At 72.7% G+C, this 21,032-nt stretch carries 23 protein-coding genes; 12 read left to right on the plus strand and 11 right to left on the minus strand.

The features are described 5' to 3' along the window. Positions 1-88: 88 nt before the first annotated feature. From ACQ1X7_RS00860 to ACQ1X7_RS00885, 6 genes are all read left to right on the plus strand, one after another. Positions 89-688: a dihydrofolate reductase family protein gene (locus tag ACQ1X7_RS00860; protein ID WP_432476250.1), complete on the plus strand. Its 600-nt coding sequence runs from the start codon at positions 89-91 to the stop codon at positions 686-688. A 26-nt stretch (positions 689-714) separates the two neighbouring features. Next, on the plus strand, positions 715-870 hold the full coding sequence (locus ACQ1X7_RS00865; RefSeq protein ID WP_432476251.1) for a hypothetical protein: 156 nt from the start codon (positions 715-717) through the stop codon (positions 868-870). Positions 871-873: 3 nt separating this feature from the next. Then, positions 874-1,332, plus strand: a complete 459-nt coding sequence (locus ACQ1X7_RS00870; protein WP_432476252.1) for a RidA family protein — start codon at positions 874-876, stop codon at positions 1,330-1,332. 5 nt (positions 1,333-1,337) lie between these two features. Beyond that, positions 1,338-2,192 carry an NUDIX hydrolase gene (locus ACQ1X7_RS00875; protein WP_432476253.1) on the plus strand — a complete coding sequence of 285 codons (855 nt, stop codon included), beginning with the start codon at positions 1,338-1,340 and terminating at the stop codon, positions 2,190-2,192. After that, the gene (locus ACQ1X7_RS00880) at positions 2,189-2,989 is read left to right on the plus strand and encodes an MBL fold metallo-hydrolase (protein WP_432476254.1); all 801 of its coding nucleotides are present in this window, start codon (positions 2,189-2,191) and stop codon (positions 2,987-2,989) included. The genes ACQ1X7_RS00875 and ACQ1X7_RS00880 overlap by 4 nt, the downstream gene beginning before the upstream one ends. Positions 2,990-3,785: 796 nt before the next feature. Continuing rightward, positions 3,786-4,049: a DUF559 domain-containing protein gene (locus tag ACQ1X7_RS00885; RefSeq protein WP_432476255.1), complete on the plus strand. Its 264-nt coding sequence runs from the start codon at positions 3,786-3,788 to the stop codon at positions 4,047-4,049. Positions 4,050-4,155: 106 nt separating this feature from the next. Here ACQ1X7_RS00885 and ACQ1X7_RS00890 read toward each other — a convergent pair whose 3' ends face one another. Beyond that, positions 4,156-4,833: a Crp/Fnr family transcriptional regulator gene (locus ACQ1X7_RS00890; protein ID WP_432476256.1), complete on the minus strand. Its 678-nt coding sequence runs from the start codon at positions 4,831-4,833 to the stop codon at positions 4,156-4,158. 170 nt (positions 4,834-5,003) lie between these two features. Between ACQ1X7_RS00890 and nth the strand changes: the two genes are divergently transcribed. From nth to ACQ1X7_RS00910, 4 genes are read left to right on the plus strand one after another with little or no spacing between them, the layout of a single operon-like run. After that, positions 5,004-5,717, plus strand: coding sequence for an endonuclease III (gene nth / locus ACQ1X7_RS00895; protein WP_432476257.1), 714 nt, complete (start codon positions 5,004-5,006; stop codon positions 5,715-5,717). Next, positions 5,714-6,319 (plus strand): TlpA family protein disulfide reductase, encoded by a 606-nt coding sequence (locus ACQ1X7_RS00900; protein WP_432476258.1) that lies wholly within the window; start codon positions 5,714-5,716, stop codon positions 6,317-6,319. The genes nth and ACQ1X7_RS00900 overlap by 4 nt, the downstream gene beginning before the upstream one ends. Beyond that, a complete protein-coding gene (locus ACQ1X7_RS00905; protein ID WP_432476259.1) occupies positions 6,316-6,990 on the plus strand; it encodes an NUDIX hydrolase in 675 nt (224 codons plus the stop codon). The genes ACQ1X7_RS00900 and ACQ1X7_RS00905 overlap by 4 nt, the downstream gene beginning before the upstream one ends. Next, positions 6,987-8,162 (plus strand): MarP family serine protease, encoded by a 1,176-nt coding sequence (locus ACQ1X7_RS00910; RefSeq protein ID WP_432476260.1) that lies wholly within the window; start codon positions 6,987-6,989, stop codon positions 8,160-8,162. The genes ACQ1X7_RS00905 and ACQ1X7_RS00910 overlap by 4 nt, the downstream gene beginning before the upstream one ends. Positions 8,163-8,270: 108 nt before the next feature. Here the strand turns inward: ACQ1X7_RS00910 and ACQ1X7_RS00915 are convergent, their stop codons facing one another. Further along, positions 8,271-8,675 (minus strand): phage holin family protein, encoded by a 405-nt coding sequence (locus ACQ1X7_RS00915; protein ID WP_432476261.1) that lies wholly within the window; start codon positions 8,673-8,675, stop codon positions 8,271-8,273. A 155-nt stretch (positions 8,676-8,830) separates the two neighbouring features. Between ACQ1X7_RS00915 and nhaA the strand changes: the two genes are divergently transcribed. Next, complete coding sequence (gene nhaA, locus ACQ1X7_RS00920; RefSeq protein WP_432476262.1) at positions 8,831-10,228, plus strand: Na+/H+ antiporter NhaA; 1,398 nt, start codon at positions 8,831-8,833, stop codon at positions 10,226-10,228. A gap of 133 nt (positions 10,229-10,361) precedes the next feature. Here the strand turns inward: nhaA and acs are convergent, their stop codons facing one another. The 3 genes from acs to ACQ1X7_RS00935 all read right to left on the minus strand — a co-directional run bounded on the left by acs (position 10,362) and on the right by ACQ1X7_RS00935 (position 14,617). Next, positions 10,362-12,356, minus strand: a complete 1,995-nt coding sequence (gene acs, locus ACQ1X7_RS00925; RefSeq protein ID WP_432476263.1) for an acetate--CoA ligase — start codon at positions 12,354-12,356, stop codon at positions 10,362-10,364. 190 nt (positions 12,357-12,546) lie between these two features. After that, on the minus strand, positions 12,547-14,247 hold the full coding sequence (locus ACQ1X7_RS00930) for a sodium:solute symporter family protein (protein ID WP_432476264.1): 1,701 nt from the start codon (positions 14,245-14,247) through the stop codon (positions 12,547-12,549). 85 nt (positions 14,248-14,332) lie between these two features. Then, positions 14,333-14,617 carry a DUF4212 domain-containing protein gene (locus ACQ1X7_RS00935; protein WP_432476265.1) on the minus strand — a complete coding sequence of 95 codons (285 nt, stop codon included), beginning with the start codon at positions 14,615-14,617 and terminating at the stop codon, positions 14,333-14,335. Between the two features lie 265 nt (positions 14,618-14,882). On the opposite strand from ACQ1X7_RS00935, the gene ACQ1X7_RS00940 reads away from it, so the two are divergent. After that, positions 14,883-15,305, plus strand: a complete 423-nt coding sequence (locus ACQ1X7_RS00940; protein WP_432476266.1) for a hypothetical protein — start codon at positions 14,883-14,885, stop codon at positions 15,303-15,305. On the opposite strand, the gene ACQ1X7_RS00945 is transcribed toward ACQ1X7_RS00940, so the two are convergent. From ACQ1X7_RS00945 to ACQ1X7_RS00970, 6 genes are read right to left on the minus strand one after another with little or no spacing between them, the layout of a single operon-like run. Further along, positions 15,306-16,832 carry a cation acetate symporter gene (locus ACQ1X7_RS00945; protein WP_432476267.1) on the minus strand — a complete coding sequence of 509 codons (1,527 nt, stop codon included), beginning with the start codon at positions 16,830-16,832 and terminating at the stop codon, positions 15,306-15,308. Beyond that, positions 16,829-17,212, minus strand: coding sequence for a hypothetical protein (locus ACQ1X7_RS00950; RefSeq protein WP_432476268.1), 384 nt, complete (start codon positions 17,210-17,212; stop codon positions 16,829-16,831). Before ACQ1X7_RS00950 ends, ACQ1X7_RS00945 begins: the two co-directional genes overlap by 4 nt. Then, complete coding sequence (locus tag ACQ1X7_RS00955; protein ID WP_432476269.1) at positions 17,209-17,934, minus strand: LytR/AlgR family response regulator transcription factor; 726 nt, start codon at positions 17,932-17,934, stop codon at positions 17,209-17,211. Before ACQ1X7_RS00955 ends, ACQ1X7_RS00950 begins: the two co-directional genes overlap by 4 nt. Further along, on the minus strand, positions 17,931-19,046 hold the full coding sequence (locus tag ACQ1X7_RS00960) for a sensor histidine kinase (RefSeq protein WP_432476270.1): 1,116 nt from the start codon (positions 19,044-19,046) through the stop codon (positions 17,931-17,933). Before ACQ1X7_RS00960 ends, ACQ1X7_RS00955 begins: the two co-directional genes overlap by 4 nt. A gap of 36 nt (positions 19,047-19,082) precedes the next feature. Beyond that, positions 19,083-20,120: a zinc-binding dehydrogenase gene (locus ACQ1X7_RS00965; protein WP_432476271.1), complete on the minus strand. Its 1,038-nt coding sequence runs from the start codon at positions 20,118-20,120 to the stop codon at positions 19,083-19,085. Between the two features lie 31 nt (positions 20,121-20,151). Beyond that, entirely contained in the window at positions 20,152-20,997 is an 846-nt protein-coding gene (locus tag ACQ1X7_RS00970; RefSeq protein ID WP_432476272.1) for an alpha/beta hydrolase, read from the minus strand. Positions 20,998-21,032: the final 35 nt, after the last annotated feature.

The raw sequence follows: 21,032 nt of genomic DNA on the forward strand, positions 1-21,032 counted from the left end.
TTGAAGCGGGCTTGAGCTCAAGGCGTGAGCGATGAGTCTCGGCCCGGGTGCCAGTCTCTCCTACCAGCCACCACGAGGAGGACATCCCATGGGCAAGGTCATCGCCGCCATCACGGTCTCGCTCGACGGCTACGTCACCGGCCCCGACGACGGGCCGGGCAACGGGCTCGGTACCGGAGGGGAGCGGCTCCACTACTGGGTCATGGGAGGACCCTGGACCTACGCCGACGAGCGCGACTTCGGCATGGGCGCCGCCGACCGCGAGTACTTCGACGCCCTCACCGCCGATCTCGGCTCGGGCATCGTCGGCCGCGGCATGTACGACGCCGCAGGGGCGTGGGGCGGCCAGAACCCGTTCCCGGCCACGCTCTTCGTGCTCACCCACCGGGTCGAGGACCAGCCGGCCGAGTCCAGCGGCTTCCGCTTCGTGAGCGGCTTCGACGAGGCCCTCGCCGCGGCGCGCGCCGATGCCGGCGACGGGGACGTGTCCCTGGGCGGTGGGGCCGACCTGATCCGGCAGGGCCTCGAGGCCGGCGTCGTCGACGAGCTGGCGATCTCGACCGCGCCGGTGATCCTCGGCGGCGGCAAGCGGCTCTTCGAGGGGTTCACCCGGGACCTCGACCTCGAGATCCTCGCGACCTACCCCGCGACGTACGCCGTGCACACGAGGTACGCCGTCCAGCGCTGAGCGCGCCCCGGAGTAGGGTCGCCGCCATGACCAAGTGGGAGTACCAGGTGGCGCCGATTCCGCTCCACAACGAGGCTCTGATGCTCAACAACTTCGGCCAGGACGGCTGGGAGCTCGTGGCCATCCAGACCAACGCGCAGGGCGGCCTGGTGGCCTTCCTCAAGCGTCCCTCGGAGGGCTGAGGCATGACCCACCCCGAGGAGCGACTCGCCGAGCTGGGGCTCAGCGTGCCCGAGGTCGCCGCGCCCGTCGCCGCCTACGTCCCCGCCCTCCGGTCCGGAAGCCACGTCTACACCTCCGGCCAGCTCCCGATGCGCGACGGCGCGCTGATGCTGAGCGGCAAGGTCGGCGGCGAGGTCAGCCAGGAGGAGGCCGTCGCCTGCGCCCAGCAGTGCGGGCTCAACGCGATCGCGGCCGTCAAGGCCGAGATCGGCGACCTGGCCGCGGTGAAGCGGGTCGTCAAGGTGGTCTGCTTCGTGGCCTCGACGTCCGACTTCACCGCGCAGCCACAGGTGGCCAACGGCGTCTCCGAGCTGCTCGGCGAGGTGTTCGGCGACGCCGGCCGCCACGCCCGGTCCGCGGTCGGGGTCTCCGTGCTGCCTCTCGACGCGCCCGTCGAGGTCGAGCTCGTCGTGGAGGTCTGACCCGCGTGCGGCGCCTCCCGCTGCCCGGGCACCTGGTGGAGACCGCCCGGGCGTACGCCGAGGGGCGGGCCACCCCGGCCGAGCCCCGGGACGCCGCGACGGTCGTGCTGCTGCGCCCGGACCCGTCGGGAGCGGCGGTCTACCTGCTGCGCCGGCAGACGTCGATGGCCTTCGCCGGCGGGATGTGCGTCTTCCCGGGCGGCGGGGTCGACCCGCGCGACTTCGACCACGCCGTGGCGTGGGCCGGCCCGGACCCGGCCGCGTGGGCCGAGCGGCTCGGCACCGACGAGCGGACGGCGCGGGCCCTGGTCTGCGCGGCGGTGCGCGAGACCTTCGAGGAGTCGGGGGTGCTGCTCGCGGGACCGCGCGACCGGCCCGACGCGGTCGTGGCTGACACCTCCGGCGACGACTGGGAGGCCGACCGGGTGGCGCTCGAGGCGCGCGAGCTGTCGCTGACCGACGTCCTCGACCGACGGGGGCTGGTGCTGCGCAGCGACCTGCTCGGGGCCTGGGCCGGCTGGCTCACCCCGGAGTTCGAGCCGCGCCGCTACCGGACCTGGTTCTTCGTCGCCGCCCTGCCCGAGGGCCAGCTGACCCGCGACGTGTCCACCGAGTCGTCGGCGGTGGCGTGGCTGCCGGTGGCCGAGGCCGTGGGCCGGGCCGACGCCGGCGAGGTGATGCTGATGCCGCCGACGTACCTCACCTGCCTCGACGTGGCGCGCCACGGTGACCCCGGGTCCGTGCTCGCCGAGGCCGGGAGCCGGACCGTGACGATGTTCACGCCCGAGGTGGTGACCGTCGACGGCGAGTCGACGCTGTCGGTGCCGCCCGGCTACGACGCGCTCCTGGCGGAGAGGTGAGCTGGACCGGCGGGGCGTTCGGCGACCGCGGCACCTGCGTGCTCGCACCCAACGCGAGCCCGATGACCCTCGACGGCACCAACACCTGGGTGCTGCGCGAGCCGGCCGGCTCACGGTCGGTCGTGGTCGATCCCGGTCCGCCGGACGCCTCCCACCTCGACGCGGTCCGGGAGGCGGCCGGAGACGTCGCCGTGGTCCTGCTGACCCACCACCACCTCGACCACTCGGAGGCGGCTCGAGAGCTCGCCGAGTCCGTCGGGTGCGGCGTCCGCGCCCTCGACCCGGCGTACCGACTCGGGAGCGAGGGCCTGGGTGAGGGCGACGTGGTCGCGGTCGGCGACCTCGAGGTGCACGTCGTGGCCACGCCCGGCCACACCGCCGACTCGCTGTCGTTCGTGCTGCCGGCCGAGCGCGCCGTGCTCACCGGTGACACCGTGCTCGGTCGGGGCACCACCGTGGTCGCCCACCCCGACGGCAAGCTGGGCGCCTATCTCGACTCCCTCGACCGGCTGCACGCCCTGGCCGAGGCCCAGGAGATCGAGGTCGTCTGGCCCGGTCACGGCCCGGTGCTCGACGACGCGCTCGGGGTCCTCGACCACTACATCGCACACCGCCACGAGCGGCTCGACCAGGTGCGGGACGCCGTCGCCCAGCTGCGGTCGGGCGGCGTGGCCGACGCCGCCGGCCTGCCCCGCCAGGTCGTCGAGATCGTGTACGCCGACGTCGACCCGGTCCTGTGGGGTGCCGCCGAGCTCTCGGTCCGCGCCCAGCTCCAGCACCTCCACCACCACCGTTGAGTTGGGCTCGCCTCGGGGTTGAGTTGGGCTCGCCTCGGGGTTGAGTTGGGCTCGCCTCGGGCCTGCCGTTCACGCGGCGTCGTCGTTCTCCACAGCCCCGCGTCCGGCGGCTGCACGACGCCCCCGTTCGAGGCACGCTCTGCGACATGTTGCGACCGCTGCTCCCGGACCGGCCGTTCACCACGCGCGAGGCCGTCGCGCTCGGCCTGAGCCACCACGACCTGGGCGAGAGGGTCGCCGACGGTCGGCTGCGCCGGCCGTTCACGGGGGTCTACGTCCGCGCCGACCTGCCCGACTCCACGTTGCTCCGCGCGCAGGCCGCCCGGCTGGTCATGAGCGAGCACTCGGTCCTGTGCGACCGTACGGCGGCCTGGCTGCACGGCGTCGACGCCTACCGCTACGCCGAGCTGGAGACACTGCCGACCCTCGACTCGTGCGTGCTGCGCGGCCACGACCCGACGGATCGCGCCGAGTGTCACGGGATGACGCGCGACCTGACGCCTGAGGACTGGGAGTGGATCGGCGGCGTCCGCGTCACCACGCCCGTGCGCACCGCTGTCGACCTGGCCTGCAGGCTGCGTCGGCGGGAGGCGATGGCGGCGCTCGACTCCCTCGCCCGGGAGTGCGGGGTGACGGTTGCCGAGACGACGCGACTGCTGCGTCGCTACCGACGCAGACGGGGGGTGGTCCAGGCCCGGGAGCTGGTGCCGCTCGCCGATCCACGGGCCGAGTCGAGCGGCGAGTCTGTAGCCGGCTGGAGATCCACGACCGTGGCCTGCCGGCTCCCGAGCCGCAGGTGTGGGTGCAGATCGGCGGCGTTCCGACGTACCGCCTCGACCTGGCCTACCCGCGCGCCAAGGTCGCCGTCGAGTACGACGGCGAGGAGTTCCACAGCCGCCCGGAGGACCGGGCGCGGGACGAGGCGCGGCGCGACGTTCTCCGCCGACAGGGCTGGTACGTCATCGTGCTCACCAAGGCGTCGTTCGCCGACGAGGCGTGCGAGGCCTGGACGGAGGAGCTGCGGCGGGTGCTGCTCGAGCGCGGCGTGAACCTGACCTGAGCGAAGCCCAGCTCAACGCTCAGCGAGGCCCAACTCGACCCCGAGCGAGGCCCAACTCGACCTCGAGGGAAGCCCAACTCGACCCCGAGGGAGGCCCAGCTCGACGTCAGCGGGCGCGGCGGGTGAGGCGCTCGAGGTCCATGATCACGACCGACCGGGGCTCCAGGCGCAGCCAGCCGCGGGAGGCGAAGTCGGCGAGCGCCTTGTTCACGGTCTCGCGGGAGGCGCCGACCAGCTGGGCGAGCTCCTCCTGGGTGAGGTCGTGGTGGACGTGGACGCCGTCGTCGGCGGTGCGGCCGAACCGGTCGGCGAGGTCGAGCAGCGCCTTGGCGACCCGGCCGGGGACGTCGGAGAAGACGAGGTCGGCGTTCACGTCGTTCGCCTTGCGCAGCCGGCCGGCGATCTGGGAGAGCAGGCCGAGCGCCACGATCGGACGGCCCTCGAGCCAGCGGAGCAGGTCGTCGTGGGACAGCGAGGCGAAGGTGACGTCGGTGACGGCGGTGACGGTGGCCGACCGGGGGCCCGGGTCGAACAGCGAGAGCTCCCCGAACATCTGACCGGGGCCGAGGATGGCCAGCAGGTTCTCGCGGCCGTCGCTGGAGGTGCGGCCCAGCTTCACCTTGCCGTCGAGGACGATGTAGAGCTTGTCGCCGGCGTCCCCCTCGTGGAAGAGCACGTCGCCGCGTCGCAGCCGGCTGTCGGCCATCGACGCGCGCAGCGCCGTCGCCGCCTCGTCGTCGAGGGCGCTGAACAGCGGTGCCTGACGGAGCACGTCAGTGTCCACGGGGATCCTCCCAGGTCTGGCCACAGTCTCGAGGGCGGCGCCGGTCCGGGCCCGGCTGGACCCACGGCATCGCCGCCGATCCTATCCAGTGGTACAGGTCACAGGACGAATTGACCAGCGCTGCTCTACGTCGCCGTGGCCGCATAGGGTGACGTCATGGAGCGCAGGTGGTGACCGCGACCCCGGCCGGCGAGAGCCGTACGTCGCTGGTCCGGCGCGCCCGCAAGGTCAACCGCGTCCTCGCCGAGACCTATCCCGACGCTCGCTGCGAGCTCGACTTCGACGACGCCTTCCAGCTGCTCGTCGTCACCGTGCTGAGCGCCCAGACGACCGACCGCCGGGTCAACGCGGCCCGGCCGGCGATCTTCGCGGCCTACCCCACGCCGGCCGCGATGGCGGCCGCCTCGCGCGACCACCTCGAGGAGCTGGTGGGGCCGCTGGGCTTCTTCCGGCAGAAGACCGAGACCCTGCTGAAGCTCTCGGCCGCCCTCGTGGAGCGGTTCGACGGTGAGGTGCCGCGCAGCCTCGACGAGATGGTCACCCTGCCCGGTGTGGGGCGCAAGACGGCGAACGTCGTCCTCGGCAACGCCTTCGACATCCCGGGGATCACCGTCGACACCCACTTCGGACGCCTGGTGCGGCGGCTCGGCTGGACCGACGAGACCGACCCTGTCAAGGTCGAGCACCAGGTAGGAGCACTGTTCCCCAAGCGCGACTGGACGATGCTCAGCCACCACGTGATCTGGCACGGCCGGCGCCGCTGCCACGCCAAGAAGCCCGCCTGCGGCGCGTGCCCGGTGGCACGCTGGTGCCCGGCCTACGGCACCGGGCCCACCGACCCGGAGGTCGCGGCCGCCCTGGTCAAGACCCAGGGGCCGGCGTGAGCCGGGTCCTCGGGCTGCTCGCCGCGGCGGTGCTCGTGCTCAGCGGCTGCAGCGCGGCCCCCTACGTGCCGCCGGGCGAGGCGCGGATCGACGTCGACACCCCGCAGCTGCGCCGCGCGAAGGACGCCGCCGGGGTCGACGACTGCCCCACCGGCGGTGACCGCGCCGTCAACACCGCGCTGCCCCCGATCGTGCTGCCCTGCCTGGGCGGCGGACCCGACGTCCCCCTGGCCTACCTGCGCGGCCCGATGGTGGTCAGCTTCTGGGCATCCTGGTGCCAGCCCTGCCGCCAGGAGATGCCGGTCTTCCAGAAGTTCCACGAGCGGTACGGCGACCGGGTGTCCGTGCTCGGCATCGACTACCAGGACGCGCAGCCGGCCGCGGCGCTGGAGCTGGTGGCCGAGACGGGGGCGACCTACCCGCAGCTCGCCGACCCCGGCGGTGACCTCAACGGTGAAGCACCCCTCCCGCGGCTGCGGGGCATGCCGTTCCTGGTGCTGATCGGCTCCGACGGCCGGATCGCCCACCTGCGCTTCGGTGAGCTCGAGGACCTGCCCCAGCTGACCGCCCTGGTCGAGGAGCACCTCGAGGTGTCGCTGTGAGGCCCGACTGGCTGCGCCCGGTCGAGGAGGCGGCCCGGTCGATCACCGTCAACGACCTGACCCGGTTCCTCCCGCCCGACGACACCGACCCCCGCCGTGGGGCCGTGCTGGTGCTGTTCGGCGAGGGCGACCGCGGCCCCGACCTGCTGCTCACCGAGCGCGCCCACCACATGCGCAGCCACCCCGGCCAGGTCTCCTTCCCCGGCGGTCGGATCGAGCCCGACGAGACGCCCCGGGAGGCGGCGTTGCGGGAGGCCGCCGAGGAGACCGGCCTCGACCCGACGGGTGTCGACGTCTTCGCCGAGCTGCCGGAGCTGTGGCTCCCGCCGAGCAACTTCGCGGTCACCCCGGTGCTCGGCTGGTGGGAGCGCGAGTCCGCGGTCTGGGCGGCGCAGCCCGACGAGGTCCACGAGGTCCACCGGGTGCCCGTGAGCGAGCTCTCGGGGCCACACCATCGGATCTCGGTCCGCCACCCGTCGGGCTGGATCGGCCCGGGATACCTGATCGGCCCCGACAACGACCGGGTGCTGTGGGGGTTCACGGCCGGCATCATCGCGCGGCTGTTCGACTACGTCGGCTGGGCCGACGAGGTCGCCGACCCGCCGATGCACGACGTCCCCGACCACATGCTGCAGTGGCGGCCGCCGGGCGCCGACGGGGTCCCACGGTGAACGTCCTCGACTGGGTGCTGGTCGCCCTGGTGGTGCTCTACGCGCTCTCCGGCTACTGGCAGGGCTTCGTCACCGGCGCGTTCGCGACCGCGGGCCTGCTGCTGGGCGGCCTGTTCGGTGTCTGGCTGGCGCCGTTCGCGCTCGGCGACGCGGCCCCGTCGCTGCTGGTGTCGCTGGGGGCGTTGTTCATCGTCATCGTGTCGGCGTCGGTCGGGCAGGCGCTGCTCCAGTTCGGCGGCTCCCGGATCCGCGACCAGATCCGCTGGCAGCCGGTGCGGGCGCTCGACGCCGTCGGCGGCGCGGCGCTCAGTGCGGTCGCCGTACTGCTGGTGGCCTGGGCGCTCGGCGTCGCGGTGTCGGGGTCGGGCATCAACGGGATCACCTCGCAGGTCCGCAACAGCGCCGTCCTCGGCGAGGTCGACGAGGTCCTGCCCGCGACGGCCGACGACCTCTTGGGTGCCTTCAACGACGTCGTCGGCGCCGGCTTCTTCCCCCGCTACCTCGAGCCGTTCGCGCCCGAGCGGATCGTCGGGGTCCCGCCCGGCCCGCAGCGCATCCTCACCGACCCCGACGTCGTCGACGCCGAGGCCTCGGTGGTCAAGATCCGCGGCACCAACTCGTGCGGGCGCGGGGTCGAGGGCTCCGGGTTCGTCTACGCCGACGGCCGGGTCATGACCAACGCCCACGTGGTCGCGGGCTTGTCCGAACCCGAGGTCGAGATCGGCGGCGACGCCGTCTCGGCCGAGGTCGTCCACTACGACCCCGACCTCGACGTGGCCGTGCTCGCCGTCGACACCGCCGGCATGCCGGCGCTGGGCTTCGACAACACGGCCGGGCCCGGCGACGGCGTCGCCATCCTGGGCTTCCCGCAGGACGGGCCCTACGACGCCCAGCCCGGCCGGATCCGCGCCGAGCAGCGGCTCCGCTCGCCCGACATCTACGGCGACGGCACCGTGATCCGTGAGGTGTTCTCGCTCCGTGGCCTGGTGCGGCCGGGCAACTCCGGTGGCCCGATCGTGTCGTCGGCCGGCGAGACCGTGGGCGTGGTGTTCGCCGCGTCGGTCACCGACGACGACACCGGCTACTCCCTGACCGCGGCCCAGGTCGCGCAGAGCGCCGCACGTGGCCTGTCCCGCACCGACCCGGTGTCGACGGGCGACTGCGCCGGATAGGCAAGGAGGCACGTCGGGTCACCGGGTCTCGACACGTCGGTCGCGACGTCGTGCCTCAGTCGCGCGACTCGCTCGGCCACCGTCAGGGGATCCGCTGAGGCGTCTCCCCTAGGCCTTGCCCTTGAGTGCCCGCGGGATCTCGCGACCCTGTTGGATCGCCTTGTCGGGACCGCGCACCTTCCTCACGCTGCGCACGCCGAGGTAGCCGAGCAGGGCGGCGACGAGCAGCCAGAAGGCGAACACGATGAGGAACGCCCAGTGCAGGGAGAGGCCCTCGCCGTTCCAGTTGATGAAGTAGGCGAGGGCGACCGACAGCATGATGATGGCGAGCACGACCAGGAACGCCGCAGCTGCGAACAGGCCGATCCCGACCCCGCCGGCCTTGGCGCTCACCTTCAGCTCGGACTTCGCGAGCTCGATCTCCTTGCGGAGCAGGCTCGAGATGTCGCGGCTGGCATCGGTGACCAGGCGGCCGATGGTGGGGTCGGTCTCGCGGACGGGTTCGCGGGCCATGCGGTGATCCTCCCTCGTCGGCTGCGGTCCGTGCCGACCCTACCGCCCGGTCGTCTCCTAGGATGTCCCTCGGTGTGCCGGGAAGACTGGTCGGCTCGTCGGGTGTGCTCGCGGCCGGCGGTGATGGTGCAGCGACGACCGAGAGGCCTGATGCCGTGACTGACCAGCCGCCCGTCGGCCCGAAGCCCGACGACGCCGCGATCCCCGACGACCTCTGGCGGCTCGGCCCCGTCTACACCGAGAGCGACCGCGCCCTGGCCCGGCTGGTGGCCCGGCCTGTGCGGGAGTTCCTGCGGATCGAGACGGCCGGGTCGGTGCTGCTGCTCGCGGCGGCGGTGGTGGCGCTGGTGTGGGCGAACTCCCCGTGGGCGGAGTCCTACCAGGAGTTCTGGCACACCCACGTCAGCCTCGACCTCGGCGTGCTGCACCTCGAGGAGACCCTGCAGCACTGGGTCAACGACGCGTTGATGGTGATCTTCTTCTTCGTCGTCGGCCTCGAGATCAAGTACGAGCTGGTCCACGGCGACCTCCACGACCCCAAGACCGCGGCGCTGCCCATCGTCGCCGCGATCGGCGGCATGGTGGTGCCGGCCGGCATCTACGCCGCCATCGTCGCGGGCGGCGAGGGGTCCTCGGGCTGGGGGATCCCGATGGCCACCGACATCGCCTTCGCGGTCGGCGTGCTCGGCCTGCTGGGGCGCCGTATCCCGTCGCCGGCCCGGCTCTTCCTGCTGACCCTGGCGATCGTCGACGACATCGGCGCGATCCTCGTGATCGCGGTGTTCTACACCGACGACCTCGACTTCACCGCGCTCGCCATCGCCCTCGCCCTGCTGGGGCTGATGCTGCTGATGCGCACCTTCCGCATCTGGGCGGTCTGGGCGTACGTCGTCGTCGGCACGCTGGTCTGGCTCGCCACCTTCCAGTCGGGCGTGCACGCCACCCTGGCCGGCGTGGCGATCGGCATGCTCACCCCGACCCGGGCGCTGCTCGAGGAGAAGGTCGCGCGCGGCTATGCCCAGGAGGCGCTGGCCGACCGACATCTCGACGCCGACGAGCTGCACCGGCTGCGCTTCCTGCTCGCCGAGTCCGTGCCCGTCCAGGAGCGCCTGCAGAACCGGCTGCACCCGGTGTCGTCGTACTTCGTGCTGCCGATCTTCGCGCTGGCCAACGCGGGGGTCTACCTGGGCGGTGGGGTGCTCGGGGAGGCGCTGGACTCGACGGTCGCGATCGGCATCGCGGCCGGCCTGGTCGTGGGCAAGCCGGTCGGGATCCTGGTGGCCGCGTTCCTGGCCGTGCGGCTGGGCCTCGGCAAGCTGCCCGAACGCTCCGGCTGGCGGATGATCGCGGGCCTCGGTGCGGTCGGCGGCATCGGCTTCACCGTCAGCCTGTTCATCGCCGGCCTGTCGTTCCCGGGCAACGAGCTGCTGACCGAGGAGGCCAAGGTCGGCATCCTCGGCGGCTCGCTGCTCGCGGCGCTCCTGGGGGTTGCGCTGCTGCTGCTCGGCACCGGCAAGGACGACGCCGACGAGTCGGAGCCCGCGGAAGGCTGATCCGGTCGCGGAGGGCTGAGCCGATCGCGAGGGCCGAGGTTCGTGCGCGAGTCTCGCGGCTGGCGCGGGATGTTTCGGTCACGAACCGCCGGTTTCCCCGGCCAGCCGGGGAAACCGACGCCGGCGAACGCCCTCAGTCGTCGTCGGAGGAGCCGGAGCCCTCCTTCTCCTTGATCAGGTCCATCACGGTGGAGTCGGCGAGGGTGGTGACGTCGCCGACCTCGCGGTGCTCGGCGACGTCCTTGAGCAGGCGCCGCATGATCTTGCCCGAGCGGGTCTTGGGCAGCTCGGGGACGATCATCACCTGACGCGGCTTCGCGATCGCGCCGATCTCCTTCTGGACGTGCTTGCGCAGCTCCTCGATCAGGTCGTCGGGCGCCGTCCCCTCGGAGTCGGTCGCCGACTCGCGCAGGATCACGAACGCGCACACCGCCTGGCCGGTCGTGTCGTCGGCCGCGCCGACGACGGCCGCCTCGGCGACCTTGGGGTGGGAGACCAGCGCGGACTCGATCTCGGTCGTCGAGAGCCGGTGGCCCGACACGTTCATCACGTCGTCGACCCGGCCGAGCAGCCAGACGTCGCCGTCGTCGTCCTTCTTGGCGCCGTCGCCTGCGAAGTAGAAGCCCTGGTCGGCGTAGCGGGACCAGTAGGTCTCCTTGAACCGCTCGTCGTCCCCCCACAGCGTCCGCAGCATCGCCGGCCACGGCTTCTGCAGGACCAGGTAGCCCCCGGACCCGTTCGGCACCGACTCGCCGTGGTCGTCGACCACGTCGGCGGCGACGCCGGGGAGCGCCTTCATCGCCGAGCCGGGCTTGCCGTGGGTGACGCCGGGCAGGGGGCTGATCATGATCTGCCCGGTCTCGGTCTGCCACCAGGTGTCGACGACGGGGACCGAGCCGGCGCCGATGGTCTCGCGGTACCAGACGTAGGCCTCGGGGTTGATCGGCTCGCCGACCGACCCGAGCAGCCGGATCGAGGACAGGTCGAACTTCGCGGGGATGTCGTCGCCCCACTTCATGAACGTCCGGATCGCGGTGGGGGCGGTGTAGAAGAGGGTGACGCCGTACTGCTGGCAGATCTCCCACCAGCGGCCCTTGTGGGGGCTGTCGGGCGTGCCCTCGTACATCACCTGGGTGCACCCGTTGGCCAGCGGCCCGTAGACCATGTAGGAGTGCCCGGTGACCCAGCCGACGTCGGCGGTGCACCAGTAGACGTCGGTCTCGGGCTTGAGGTCGAAGACCTCCCAGTGGGTGAACGACGTCCCGACGAGGTAGCCGCCCGTCGTGTGCAGGATGCCCTTGGGCTTGCCCGTCGTGCCGGAGGTGTACATGACGTAGAGCGGGTGCTCGGAGTCGTGCATCTCCGCCTCGTGGTCGGCCGACTGGCGGTCGACGGCCTCGTGCCACCACACGTCGCGCTCGTCGTCCCAGTCGACGTCCTGGCCGGTCCGGCGGACGACGAGCACCTTGTCGACGTCCTGGCCCTGGTCGGAGGCCTTGGCCACGGCCTCGTCGACGGCCGGCTTGAGCGACGACGGGTTGCCCCGGCGGTATCCGCCGTCGGAGGTGATGACCACCTTGGCGCCGCAGTCGACGACCCGGCTGGCCAGGGCGTCCGCGGAGAACCCGCCGAAGACGACCGTGTGGGGAGCACCCAGCCGGGCACAGGCCAGCATCGCGATCGCGGTCTCGGGGAGCATCGGCATGTAGATGGCGACCCGGTCACCCTTCTCGACGCCGAGCTCGAGCAGCGCGTTGGTGGCCTTGCAGACCTCGTCCTTGAGCTCAGCGTAGGTCAGGTCGCGGGTGTCGTCGTCGGGTTCGCCGACCCAGTGGAAGGCCACCTTGTCGCCGTTCCCGGCGTCGACGTGCCGGTCGACGCAGTTGACCGCGGCGTTGAGGGTGCCCCCGACGAACCACTTCGCGAACGGCGGCTCCGACCAGTCGAGGACCTGGTCCCACTTCTGGCCCCAGTCGAGCCGCTCGGCCGCGTCGGCCCAGAACGCCTCCGGGTCGGACTCGGCGCGGGCGTAGGCCTCCTCCTTCACGTTCGCGTTGGCCGCGAGGTCGGCGGGCGGCTCGAAGCGGCGGTCCTCGCTCATCAGGTTGGACAGGGTCTGCTCGCTCATGATTCTGAAACCTACTCCTGGTCGGTTGGCCCCGGGTTGCCCCGACGTGACGGTCCTCACCGTAGGAAACGACGGCCCGGTCTGGCCATGGGGGCGGGGTCGCGCAGCCCGGGACGCACGCCGGCGGCGGGGGTTGTCCCCGCCGCCGGCGGCTTCTGGTGTGCCCCGGGGGGTCAGACGGGCACGGGGGTCAGACCTCTCCCTCCGCGTGCTTGGCGACGAGCTGCGTCCGACCCGGGAAGCGGATCTCCTCGACCAGCTCCTGCATCACCGGGGACGGCTTCGTGGTGAACTTCGAGACCACGATGGTCACCGCGAAGTTGATCAGCATCCCGACGGCACCGAACCCGGTCTCGGCGATGCCGAAGATGCCCTCGGAGTTGCCGTAGATGTCGATCGTCCACAGCATGTAGGCCATCGTCGTGAGCAGGCCGACGGCCATGCCTGCCGTCGCCCCGGCCGCGGTGCAGTTCTTCCAGAAGATCCCCAGGACGAGGACCGGGAAGAAGCTCGCACACGCGAGCCCGAAGGCCAGGGCCACGACTTGTGCGACGAAGCCCGGAGGGTTGATCCCGAGGTAGCCGGCGACCACGATCGCGCCGGCCATCGCGATCCGCCCGACCAGCAGCTGCCGGGCCTCGGTCGCCTGCGGGTTGATCTTCTTGTAGTAGATGTCGTTGGCGAACGACGAGGAGATCACCAGCAGCAGCCCCGACGCGGTCGACAGCGCCGCCGCGAGACCACCGGCCGCGACCAGGCCGACGATCGGTGCCGGCAGGCCGCCGATCTCGGGCGAGGCGAGCACGATGATGTCGTTGTTGACGAAGATGTCGCTGAAGCCGACCACCGTGTTCGCGGGCAGCTCGGAGATCGGGGCACCCACGGCACCGGGCTCCGGCGGGGCCTGAGTGATCAGCCCGACGTCGGCCCAGGTGTTGAACCAGCCGGGCATGTCGGACAGTGCGGTCCCCTCGACGTCCTTGATGATCTGCAGCTTGCTGAACGCCGCCACCGACGGCGCGGTGGTGTAGAGCAGCGAGATGAAGAACAGCGCCCAGAGCGCCGAGAACCGGGCGGCGCGCACGCTCTTCGCGGTGTAGAACCGCACGATCACGTGGGGCAGACCCGCGGTGCCGAACATCAGCGACGCGGTGATCAGCACCATGTTCAACATGTTCGTGGTGCCGAACGCGGCGGTGTACTCGCCCAGGCCGAGGTCGTTCTGGAGCCCGTTGAGCTCCTCGAGGATCGAGCCGAACCCGATCTGCGGGACCGCGATCCCGGTGACCTTGGCCGACACCGCGAACGCCGGGATCAGGTAGGCGACGATCAGGACGGTGTACTGCGCCACCTGGGTCCAGGTGATGCCCTTCATGCCGCCGAGGACGGCGTAGAAGAAGACGATCGCCATGCCGATGATGACGCCGACGGTCGTGCTGACACCGAGGAACCTGGTGAACACCAGGCCGACGCCCGCCATCTGGCCCGCGACGTACACGAACGAGACGACGACGGCCGACACGACCGCGATCAGGCGGGCGGACTCCGAGTACCGGTCACCGACGAAGTCCGGGATCGTGTACTTGCCGAACTTGCGGAGGTACGGCGCCAGCAGCAGCGCGAGCAGCACGTAGCCGCCGGTCCAGCCCATCAGGTAGACCGAGCCGCCGTAGCCGTTGCCGGCGAACGCGATGATCCCGGCCATCGAGATGAACGACGCGGCGCTCATCCAGTCGGCGGCGATCGCGGCGCCGTTGGCGGGGGCGGGGATGCCGCCGCCGGCGACGTAGAAGCCGGCGGTGTCCTTCACCCGGCTGGCGTAGGCGATGTAGATGTACAGCCCGAAGGTGAGTACGACGAAGACGAGGGTCCAGGTCTGGATCTCGGTCATGAGGTCACCTCCTGAGGCTGCACCCCGGAGTGGGAGCGCAGCGAGGCCCGGAGGGAGGTCGGCCGAAGGGCCGTATTCCACGGAGTCATGAGTGGTGGACCTCCTCCTCGTAGTCGTCGATGTCGACGCCGTACTCCTTGTCGAGCTTGTCCATGCGCCAGACGTAGACGGCGATGAGGATCACGAAGGTGATGATCGAGCCCTGCTGCGCGAACCAGAAGCCCAGCGGGAAGCCGCCGAGGGAGAGGTTGTTGAGCGGTTCGACGAAGATGATCCCGGCGCCGAAGGACACCAGGGCCCAGATCGACAGCAGCACGGCCATGAGTCTGAGGTTCCTGCGCCAGTAGGACCGGCGCGCCTGTTCGTCCATTGGATCCTCCCGGGTCCGCACGGTGGTTCCGGGCAGGACAGCAACCCGCGGGACCGCCGGTCAAGGGATCGACGTGACCCCGGTCACCCTGTGCGCCGAGCGGCGGCGATCCGTCGCTCAGCGGCGCCGTCCCGCGCTCCGCGGCCGGCATCGAGCCGGTCGGACGCCGTCCACGACCGCTCGTCGTGCGATCACCACCGCTCGTCGTGCGCCGAGCGGTGGCGCACGCCTGACCGCACCGGCCGGGCGTGCGTAGCATCACCGCATGAGCTCCTCGGCCGGACCGGCGACCGCACGACCCGGTGGCACCGGCCGTCGTCAGGCCGTCCCCGGACGACGGCAGCTCGTCGGGGCGGTGGCGATGGTCGCGTTCGGCTCGTTCCTGCCCTGGGTCGACACCGCTCTCGGGACGGTGTCGGGCATCCGTGGTGCCGGTCTGTGGACCTTCTACGCGGCGATGCTCGGGCTGGCGGGCGCGCTGGTGCCGGTGCGGACGCTCGCGCTCGTGCAGGGCGCGATCCTCGCCCTGGTCGCGATCGCCCTGCCGGTGTGGCAGGTCGTCCACGTGCTCCAGCTCGTGGGCACGGGCGGCTGGTTCCCGGGACCCGGGCTCGTGGTGGTGTTCGGCGGGGGTGTCGTCGCGGCGTTCGCCGTACGGCGGATGGCCGCCGCCTGGCCGACCGCCTGATCACCCGCGGTCGAGCGGCACCTGCTCGGGGGTGTGCAGCCGCACCATGGTGCGGTGGACGTCTCCGGGAACCCGGGACCGGGTGGCGAGGGAGGCCCCCCACATGGTGAGGAAGGCGGCGGGGACGCTCCACGCGGCCGGCTGCTGGAGGAGCACCGACACCCAGCCCTCGCCCGGTGGCGTCCCCAGGGTCCACAGCACGGCCGCACCCGACCCCAGGCCGCCGACCAGCAGGCCCGCGAGGGCTCCGACGTGGGTGAGGCCGCGCCACCAGATCCCGAGCACGAGCAGGGGGCAGAACGTCGACGCCGCGACCGCGAACGCCAGTCCGACGGCCCGCGCGACGCCGACGCCGGGCACCAGCAGCGCCAGCGCACACGGCACGGCGATCGCGATCACGCAGCCGGCGCGGAACGCCGCGACACCGCTGAGCCGGTGGCCACGCACCGGACGGCCGGTGACGTCCTGGCCGAGCACGCCGGCCACCGCGATCCCGAGGCCCGACGACGTGGACAGGAACGCGGCGAACGCACCGGCCGTCACCAGTGCGGTCAGCAGCTCACCCGCGAGCCCGGGCACCATCAGCCGCGGGAGCTCCAGCACCAGGACGTCGCTGCGGCCCGCCTGGACCAGCGCGTCGGCGTACACCCGCCCGAGCGCGCCGTAGATCGGGGGCAGCAGGTAGAAGAACCCGAGCAGGACCAGCACCACCAGGGTGGTCCGTCGCGCGGCCCGACCGTCGGGGTTGGTGTAGAAGCGGACGACGACGTGGGGCAGGCCCATCGTGCCGAGGAAGGTGGCCACGATGAGGGAGTAGGTGAGGTAGAGCCCCTGCGGGTCCCCACCGGCGAGCGGCAGCGCCCATGCCTCGGGCCCGACGCCGGAGGCCGGCACGTCGACCGGGTGCGGGGCGCCGTCGCCCACCCACACGATCAGCAGCGCGATCGCGGGGAGCAGCAGCGCGGTGAGCTTGAGCCAGTACTGGAAGGCCTGCACGAAGGTGATGCTCCGCATCCCGCCCGAGAGCACGTTGATCAGGACGATGACCGGCACCAGGACCTCACCGACCCACCGGGGCGCTCCGACCGTCGACTGCAGGGTGATCCCGGCGCCCTGGAACTGCGGCAGCAGGTAGAGCCAGCCGACCAGCACCACGATCAGCGAGCAGAGCGAGCGCACGCGCCGCGAGCCCAGTCGGGCCTCGGCGAAGTCGGAGAGCGTGTAGGCGCCCGAGCGGCGCAGCGGTGCGGCGACGAGGACGAGCAGCACGAGGTAGCCGGCGGTCCACCCGACGGGGTACCACATCATCTCGGTGCCCCGGACGAGCACCAGCCCGGCGATCCCGAGGAACGAGGCGGCGGAGAGGTACTCGCCGCCGATGGCCGAGGCGTTCAGCCGGGGCCGGACGGTGCGCGAGGCGACCATGAAGTCGCTGGTGGTGCGGGAAAAGCGCAGCCCCCACGTGCCGATCGCCAGCGTGGCGACTGTGACCACCAGGACGGCTGCGATGCCGGCCGCCTCGTTCACGGGTCGTCCACGGTGTCGACGAGGTCGGTGAACCCCTCCTCGTTGCGCTCCGCGGCCCGCACGTAGCGCCAGCCGATGAGCACCAGGAACGGGTAGACCGCGATCCCGAGGAGCAGCCACGGGAGCGGGAAGCCCAGCAGTCGCACCTCCGAGAGGCCCGGAGCGAGCCAGAACAGCAGGGGGAGGCTCCCGATCCCCACGGCGAGGGCCAGCAGGCTGATCCCCGAGAGCCGCAGCTGCTCGCGCAGCAGTGAGCGCAGGTAGATCTCGCCGAGCTGGGTCTCCTCGTCGATCTGCCGCCGCCGGGGTACGGCGGTGCGGTCGGGACGCCGTCGCGACGGGCCGGTGACCCGGACCCGCTGGGGGGCGCGGTCGCTCACGACCGAGCCTGCCTGGCCAGCACCTCGCGCAGCTGCGGGGTGTGCCGCCGGCTGACGGCGAGCACCTGGCCGCCCACGACCACCGAGCAGCGGCTCCCCTCGACCCGGACCTCGTCGACGTGTCCCAGGGCCACCAGCAGGGAGCGGTGGATCCGGACGAAGCCCGCCTCCGCCCACTGCTCCTCCAGGGCGGAGAGCGGGGTCCGCACCAGGTGGGAGTCCTCCCCGGTGTGCAGCCGGGCGTAGTCGCCCTGCGCCTCGACGTACAGGATGTCGGAGCGGGCGACGAAACGGGTCACCCCGCCGCGCTCGACCGGGACCCGCTCCTCGGCCTCCTCCTGCGGGCCGGTCCGGTGCTCCAGGACCCGCCGCACGGCCTCGGCCAGCCGCTCCTCGCGCACCGGCTTCAGCACGTAGTCGACCGCGTGCAGGTCGAACGCCTCGACCGCGTGGGCGTCGTGGGCCGTCACGAACACGACCGGGGGAGGGGTTCGGAACCGGGCGAGGACCTGGGCGAGGTCCAGGCCGGTGAGCCCCGGCATCTGGATGTCGAGGAAGACCACGTCGACGTCGCGCTCCTGGAGCAGCCGCAGCGCCTCGGTCGCGGACGCGCACGCGTGGACGTCGCCGATCCGGGGGTCCCGGCCGAGCAGGTAGCCCAGCTCGTCGAGGGCAGGCGTCTCGTCGTCGATGACGAGCGCGGTCAGCGGGCTCCGGCTCATGCGTGAATTCCTGGCGCGAACTTGGGCACCCGGACGATCACCTTCGTGCCGGCGCCGGGCGCAGTCTCCACGACCAGACCGTAGTCGTCGCTGAAGGCGTTGCGCAGCCGGGCGTCGACGTTGCCGAGACCGACGGCGTCGAGCCCGGCGTCGCCGGCCAGGGCGCGCCGGACCCGCTCGGGGTCCTCGCCGACGCCGTCGTCCTCGACCTCGATGACGCACTCCTGGTCGTGGTCGCGGGCGACGATCCGCAGGTGGCCGGTCTGCTGGCCCTCGAGCCCGTGCCGGACGGCGTTCTCGACCAGGGGCTGGATGCAGAGGAAGGGCACCGCCACCGGCAGCACCTCCGGCGCGATCTGGAGGGTCACCTGGAGCCGGTCGCCGAACCGGGCCTGCTCGAGCAGCAGGTAGCGCTCGATCGACCGGAGCTCCTCGGCCAGCGTCGTGTACGGGCCGTGCCGGCGGAAGGAGTAGCGGGTGAAGTCCGCGAACTCGAGCAGCAGCATCCGCGCCCGGTCCGGGTCGGTGCGGACGAAGCTGGCGATCGCGCCGAGCGAGTTGTAGACGAAGTGTGGGCTGATCTGGGCGCGCAGGGCCCGGACCTCGGCCTCCATCAGCCGGGTCCGCGAGACGTCCAGCTGGGCCAGCTCCAGCTGGCCCGACACCCAGCGGGCGACCTCCTCGGTGGCCCGCACGAGCGCGCCGCTCTGGTACGGCGAGCACACGGAGAGGGTGCCGACCACGACCTCGTCGACCACGAGCGGGCTCACCACCGCGTGCCGGCTCGGGCAGCCGCCGTCGTGGCACGGGAGCATGTCGACCGTGACGTCGCCGTGCTCGGAGACCTGCGCGACCAGCCGGCGTACGTCGTCGCGGTGGTGCTGGCCGCGGCCGTCCCACGCGAGCAGCTCCTCGGTGTCGGACAGCGCCGCCGCGGGCGTGCCGAGCAGGGCCCGCAGGTGGCGGATGCTCCGGTCCGCGCTGTCGGCGGTGAGACCCTCGCGCAGGGCCGGCGAGGCGAGCGAGGCGGTGTGGAGGGTCCGGAACGTGGCCCGGTCGGCCTCGCTGCCGAGGCGGTTGCGCCGCCAGGGGCGCCACCGGTCGCGCGTCATGGCGGGAGGGTACGCCGGATGGGGCGGCGCCCGGGGTCAGCCGAGGCTGAGCACGATCTTGCCGACGTGCTCGGCGCGGCGGAACGCCTGCTGCGCCTCGGCGATCTGGGCGAGCGGGTACCGCGCCGCGACCACCGGGGCGATCGTCCCGGCCCGCGCCTCGTCGACCAGGCGCGCGAAGTGCTCCCGGGTGTGCATCGTCGACCCGATGAGGGTCAGGTTGCGGAGGTAGAGCCGGCGCAGGTCGAGCTCGACCACCGGTCCGGCGATGGCTCCGGCGATCACCCACCGGCCGTCGGTGCGCAGGAGCGGCAGGATCGCGTCGAGCAGCGGGCCGCCTGCGACGTCGGCCACGGCGTCCAGCCCGTCCGGTGCGGCGTCCGCCACCTGTGCGGCGAGGTCGCCGCCCCGGTCGACGACCCGGTGGGCACCGGCGTCGAGCACCTGCGCGGCCTTGGCGCCGCTCGAGACGGCGACGACCCGGGCCCCGCGCGCGACGGCCAGCTGCACCAGGGCGAGCCCCACGCCGCCGGATGCTCCGGTGACGAGCACCGTCTCGCCGGCCCCGACCGCGGCGCGCTCGAGCATGCCGACCGCGGTGCCGTAGGCGATCGGCAGCGCCGCCAGCTGGTCGTCGTCCAGGGGTGACTCGGAGACGTCGTGCGCCCGGGCGTCGTCGGTCACGACGTACTCGGCGAACCCGCCGTCGGACTCGCTGCCCAGCACCCCCACGATGGGTGCGGTCGGGGTCTCGTCCCGGTAGAGGGCAGGGTCGACCAGCACTCGCTCGCCGACCCGGGACGGCGCGACCTCGGCGCCGACCTCGGCCACCACGCCGCAGACGTCACCGCCCTGGACGCGGGGGAACGCGATCGGTCCGCGCCACCCTGACGGTGGACCCGGCAGCCCGTAGGCGCCCTCCCGGGTCCACAGGTCGGTGTTGTTCATGCCGGCGGCGGCCACCTTCACCAGCACCTGGCCGGGCCCGGGGACCGGCCGTGGCCAGTCGTGTCGCACCTCGAGGACCTCCGGGCCGCCGTGCCGGGGAAGGACCACCGCCGTCATGTCCGCCATGCCGCCAGCCTCGCACGCCGCCGTACGCGGGTCAGCCGGCGCTGCGGGCGAGCCGCTCGACCGCGGCGGCCACCCGCGGCCCGAACATGACCGGGTCGTTGTGGTCGGCGCCGGGGAGCACCACCCGCTCGGCGAGCGAACCGGTGCGGTCCGCCACGCGGGCGCTGAGCTCGGTGGGGACCACGGAGTCGCGGTCGCCGTAGACCACCGTCACCGGTACCTCGCTGGCCGCGAGGTGGTCGACGACCGGGAAGCGGTCCCGGAGCAGGGACCGCACGGGCAGCCACGGGTAGTGGTGCCGACCCACGTCCGCGAGGTCGGTGAACGGGGACCGGAGCACGACCCCGGCCGGTGGTCGCCGCGCCTGCAGTGCCGCGACGACGCCGCCGCCGAGCGACTCCCCGAAGTAGACGGTCTGTCCGGCGCCGTAGCCGAGCTGCTCGAGCGCCGCTGCTGCGGCGTCGGCATCGGCGGCCAGTCCCTCCTCGCTGGGGCTGCCGGGGTTGCCGCCGTAGCCGCGGTAGTCCATGAGCAGCACGGCCAGGCCCCGGCGGCCCAGCTCCTCGGCGAGGCCCGCGCGGCCAGCACGGTTCCCGCCGTTCCCCGGGGCGAGCAGCACCGCCATCCCGGTGTCCCGGGCGGGGGCAGCCGGCACGAACCACGCGCCCAGCTCGAGGCCGTCGGCCGTGTGCAGGGTGACGTCACGCGCACCGGGGACGACGGTGTCGGCGGGAGGGACCGGGGTGGAGTCGGGGAAGTAGATCAGCTGGCGCTGCAGCGCCCACAGGATCGCCACCACCGTCACCACCGCCAGGAGCAGGACCAGCAGCGTACGCCGTGCGGCCCGGCCCGGCGGTGACCGCACCTCGTCCGTCACGACCCCAGCCTGCCACCGGCCGGGCCGGCCCGGGG

Source organism: Nocardioides sp. GXQ0305 (assembly GCF_050880345.1).
Taxonomy (GTDB): domain Bacteria; phylum Actinomycetota; class Actinomycetes; order Propionibacteriales; family Nocardioidaceae; genus Nocardioides.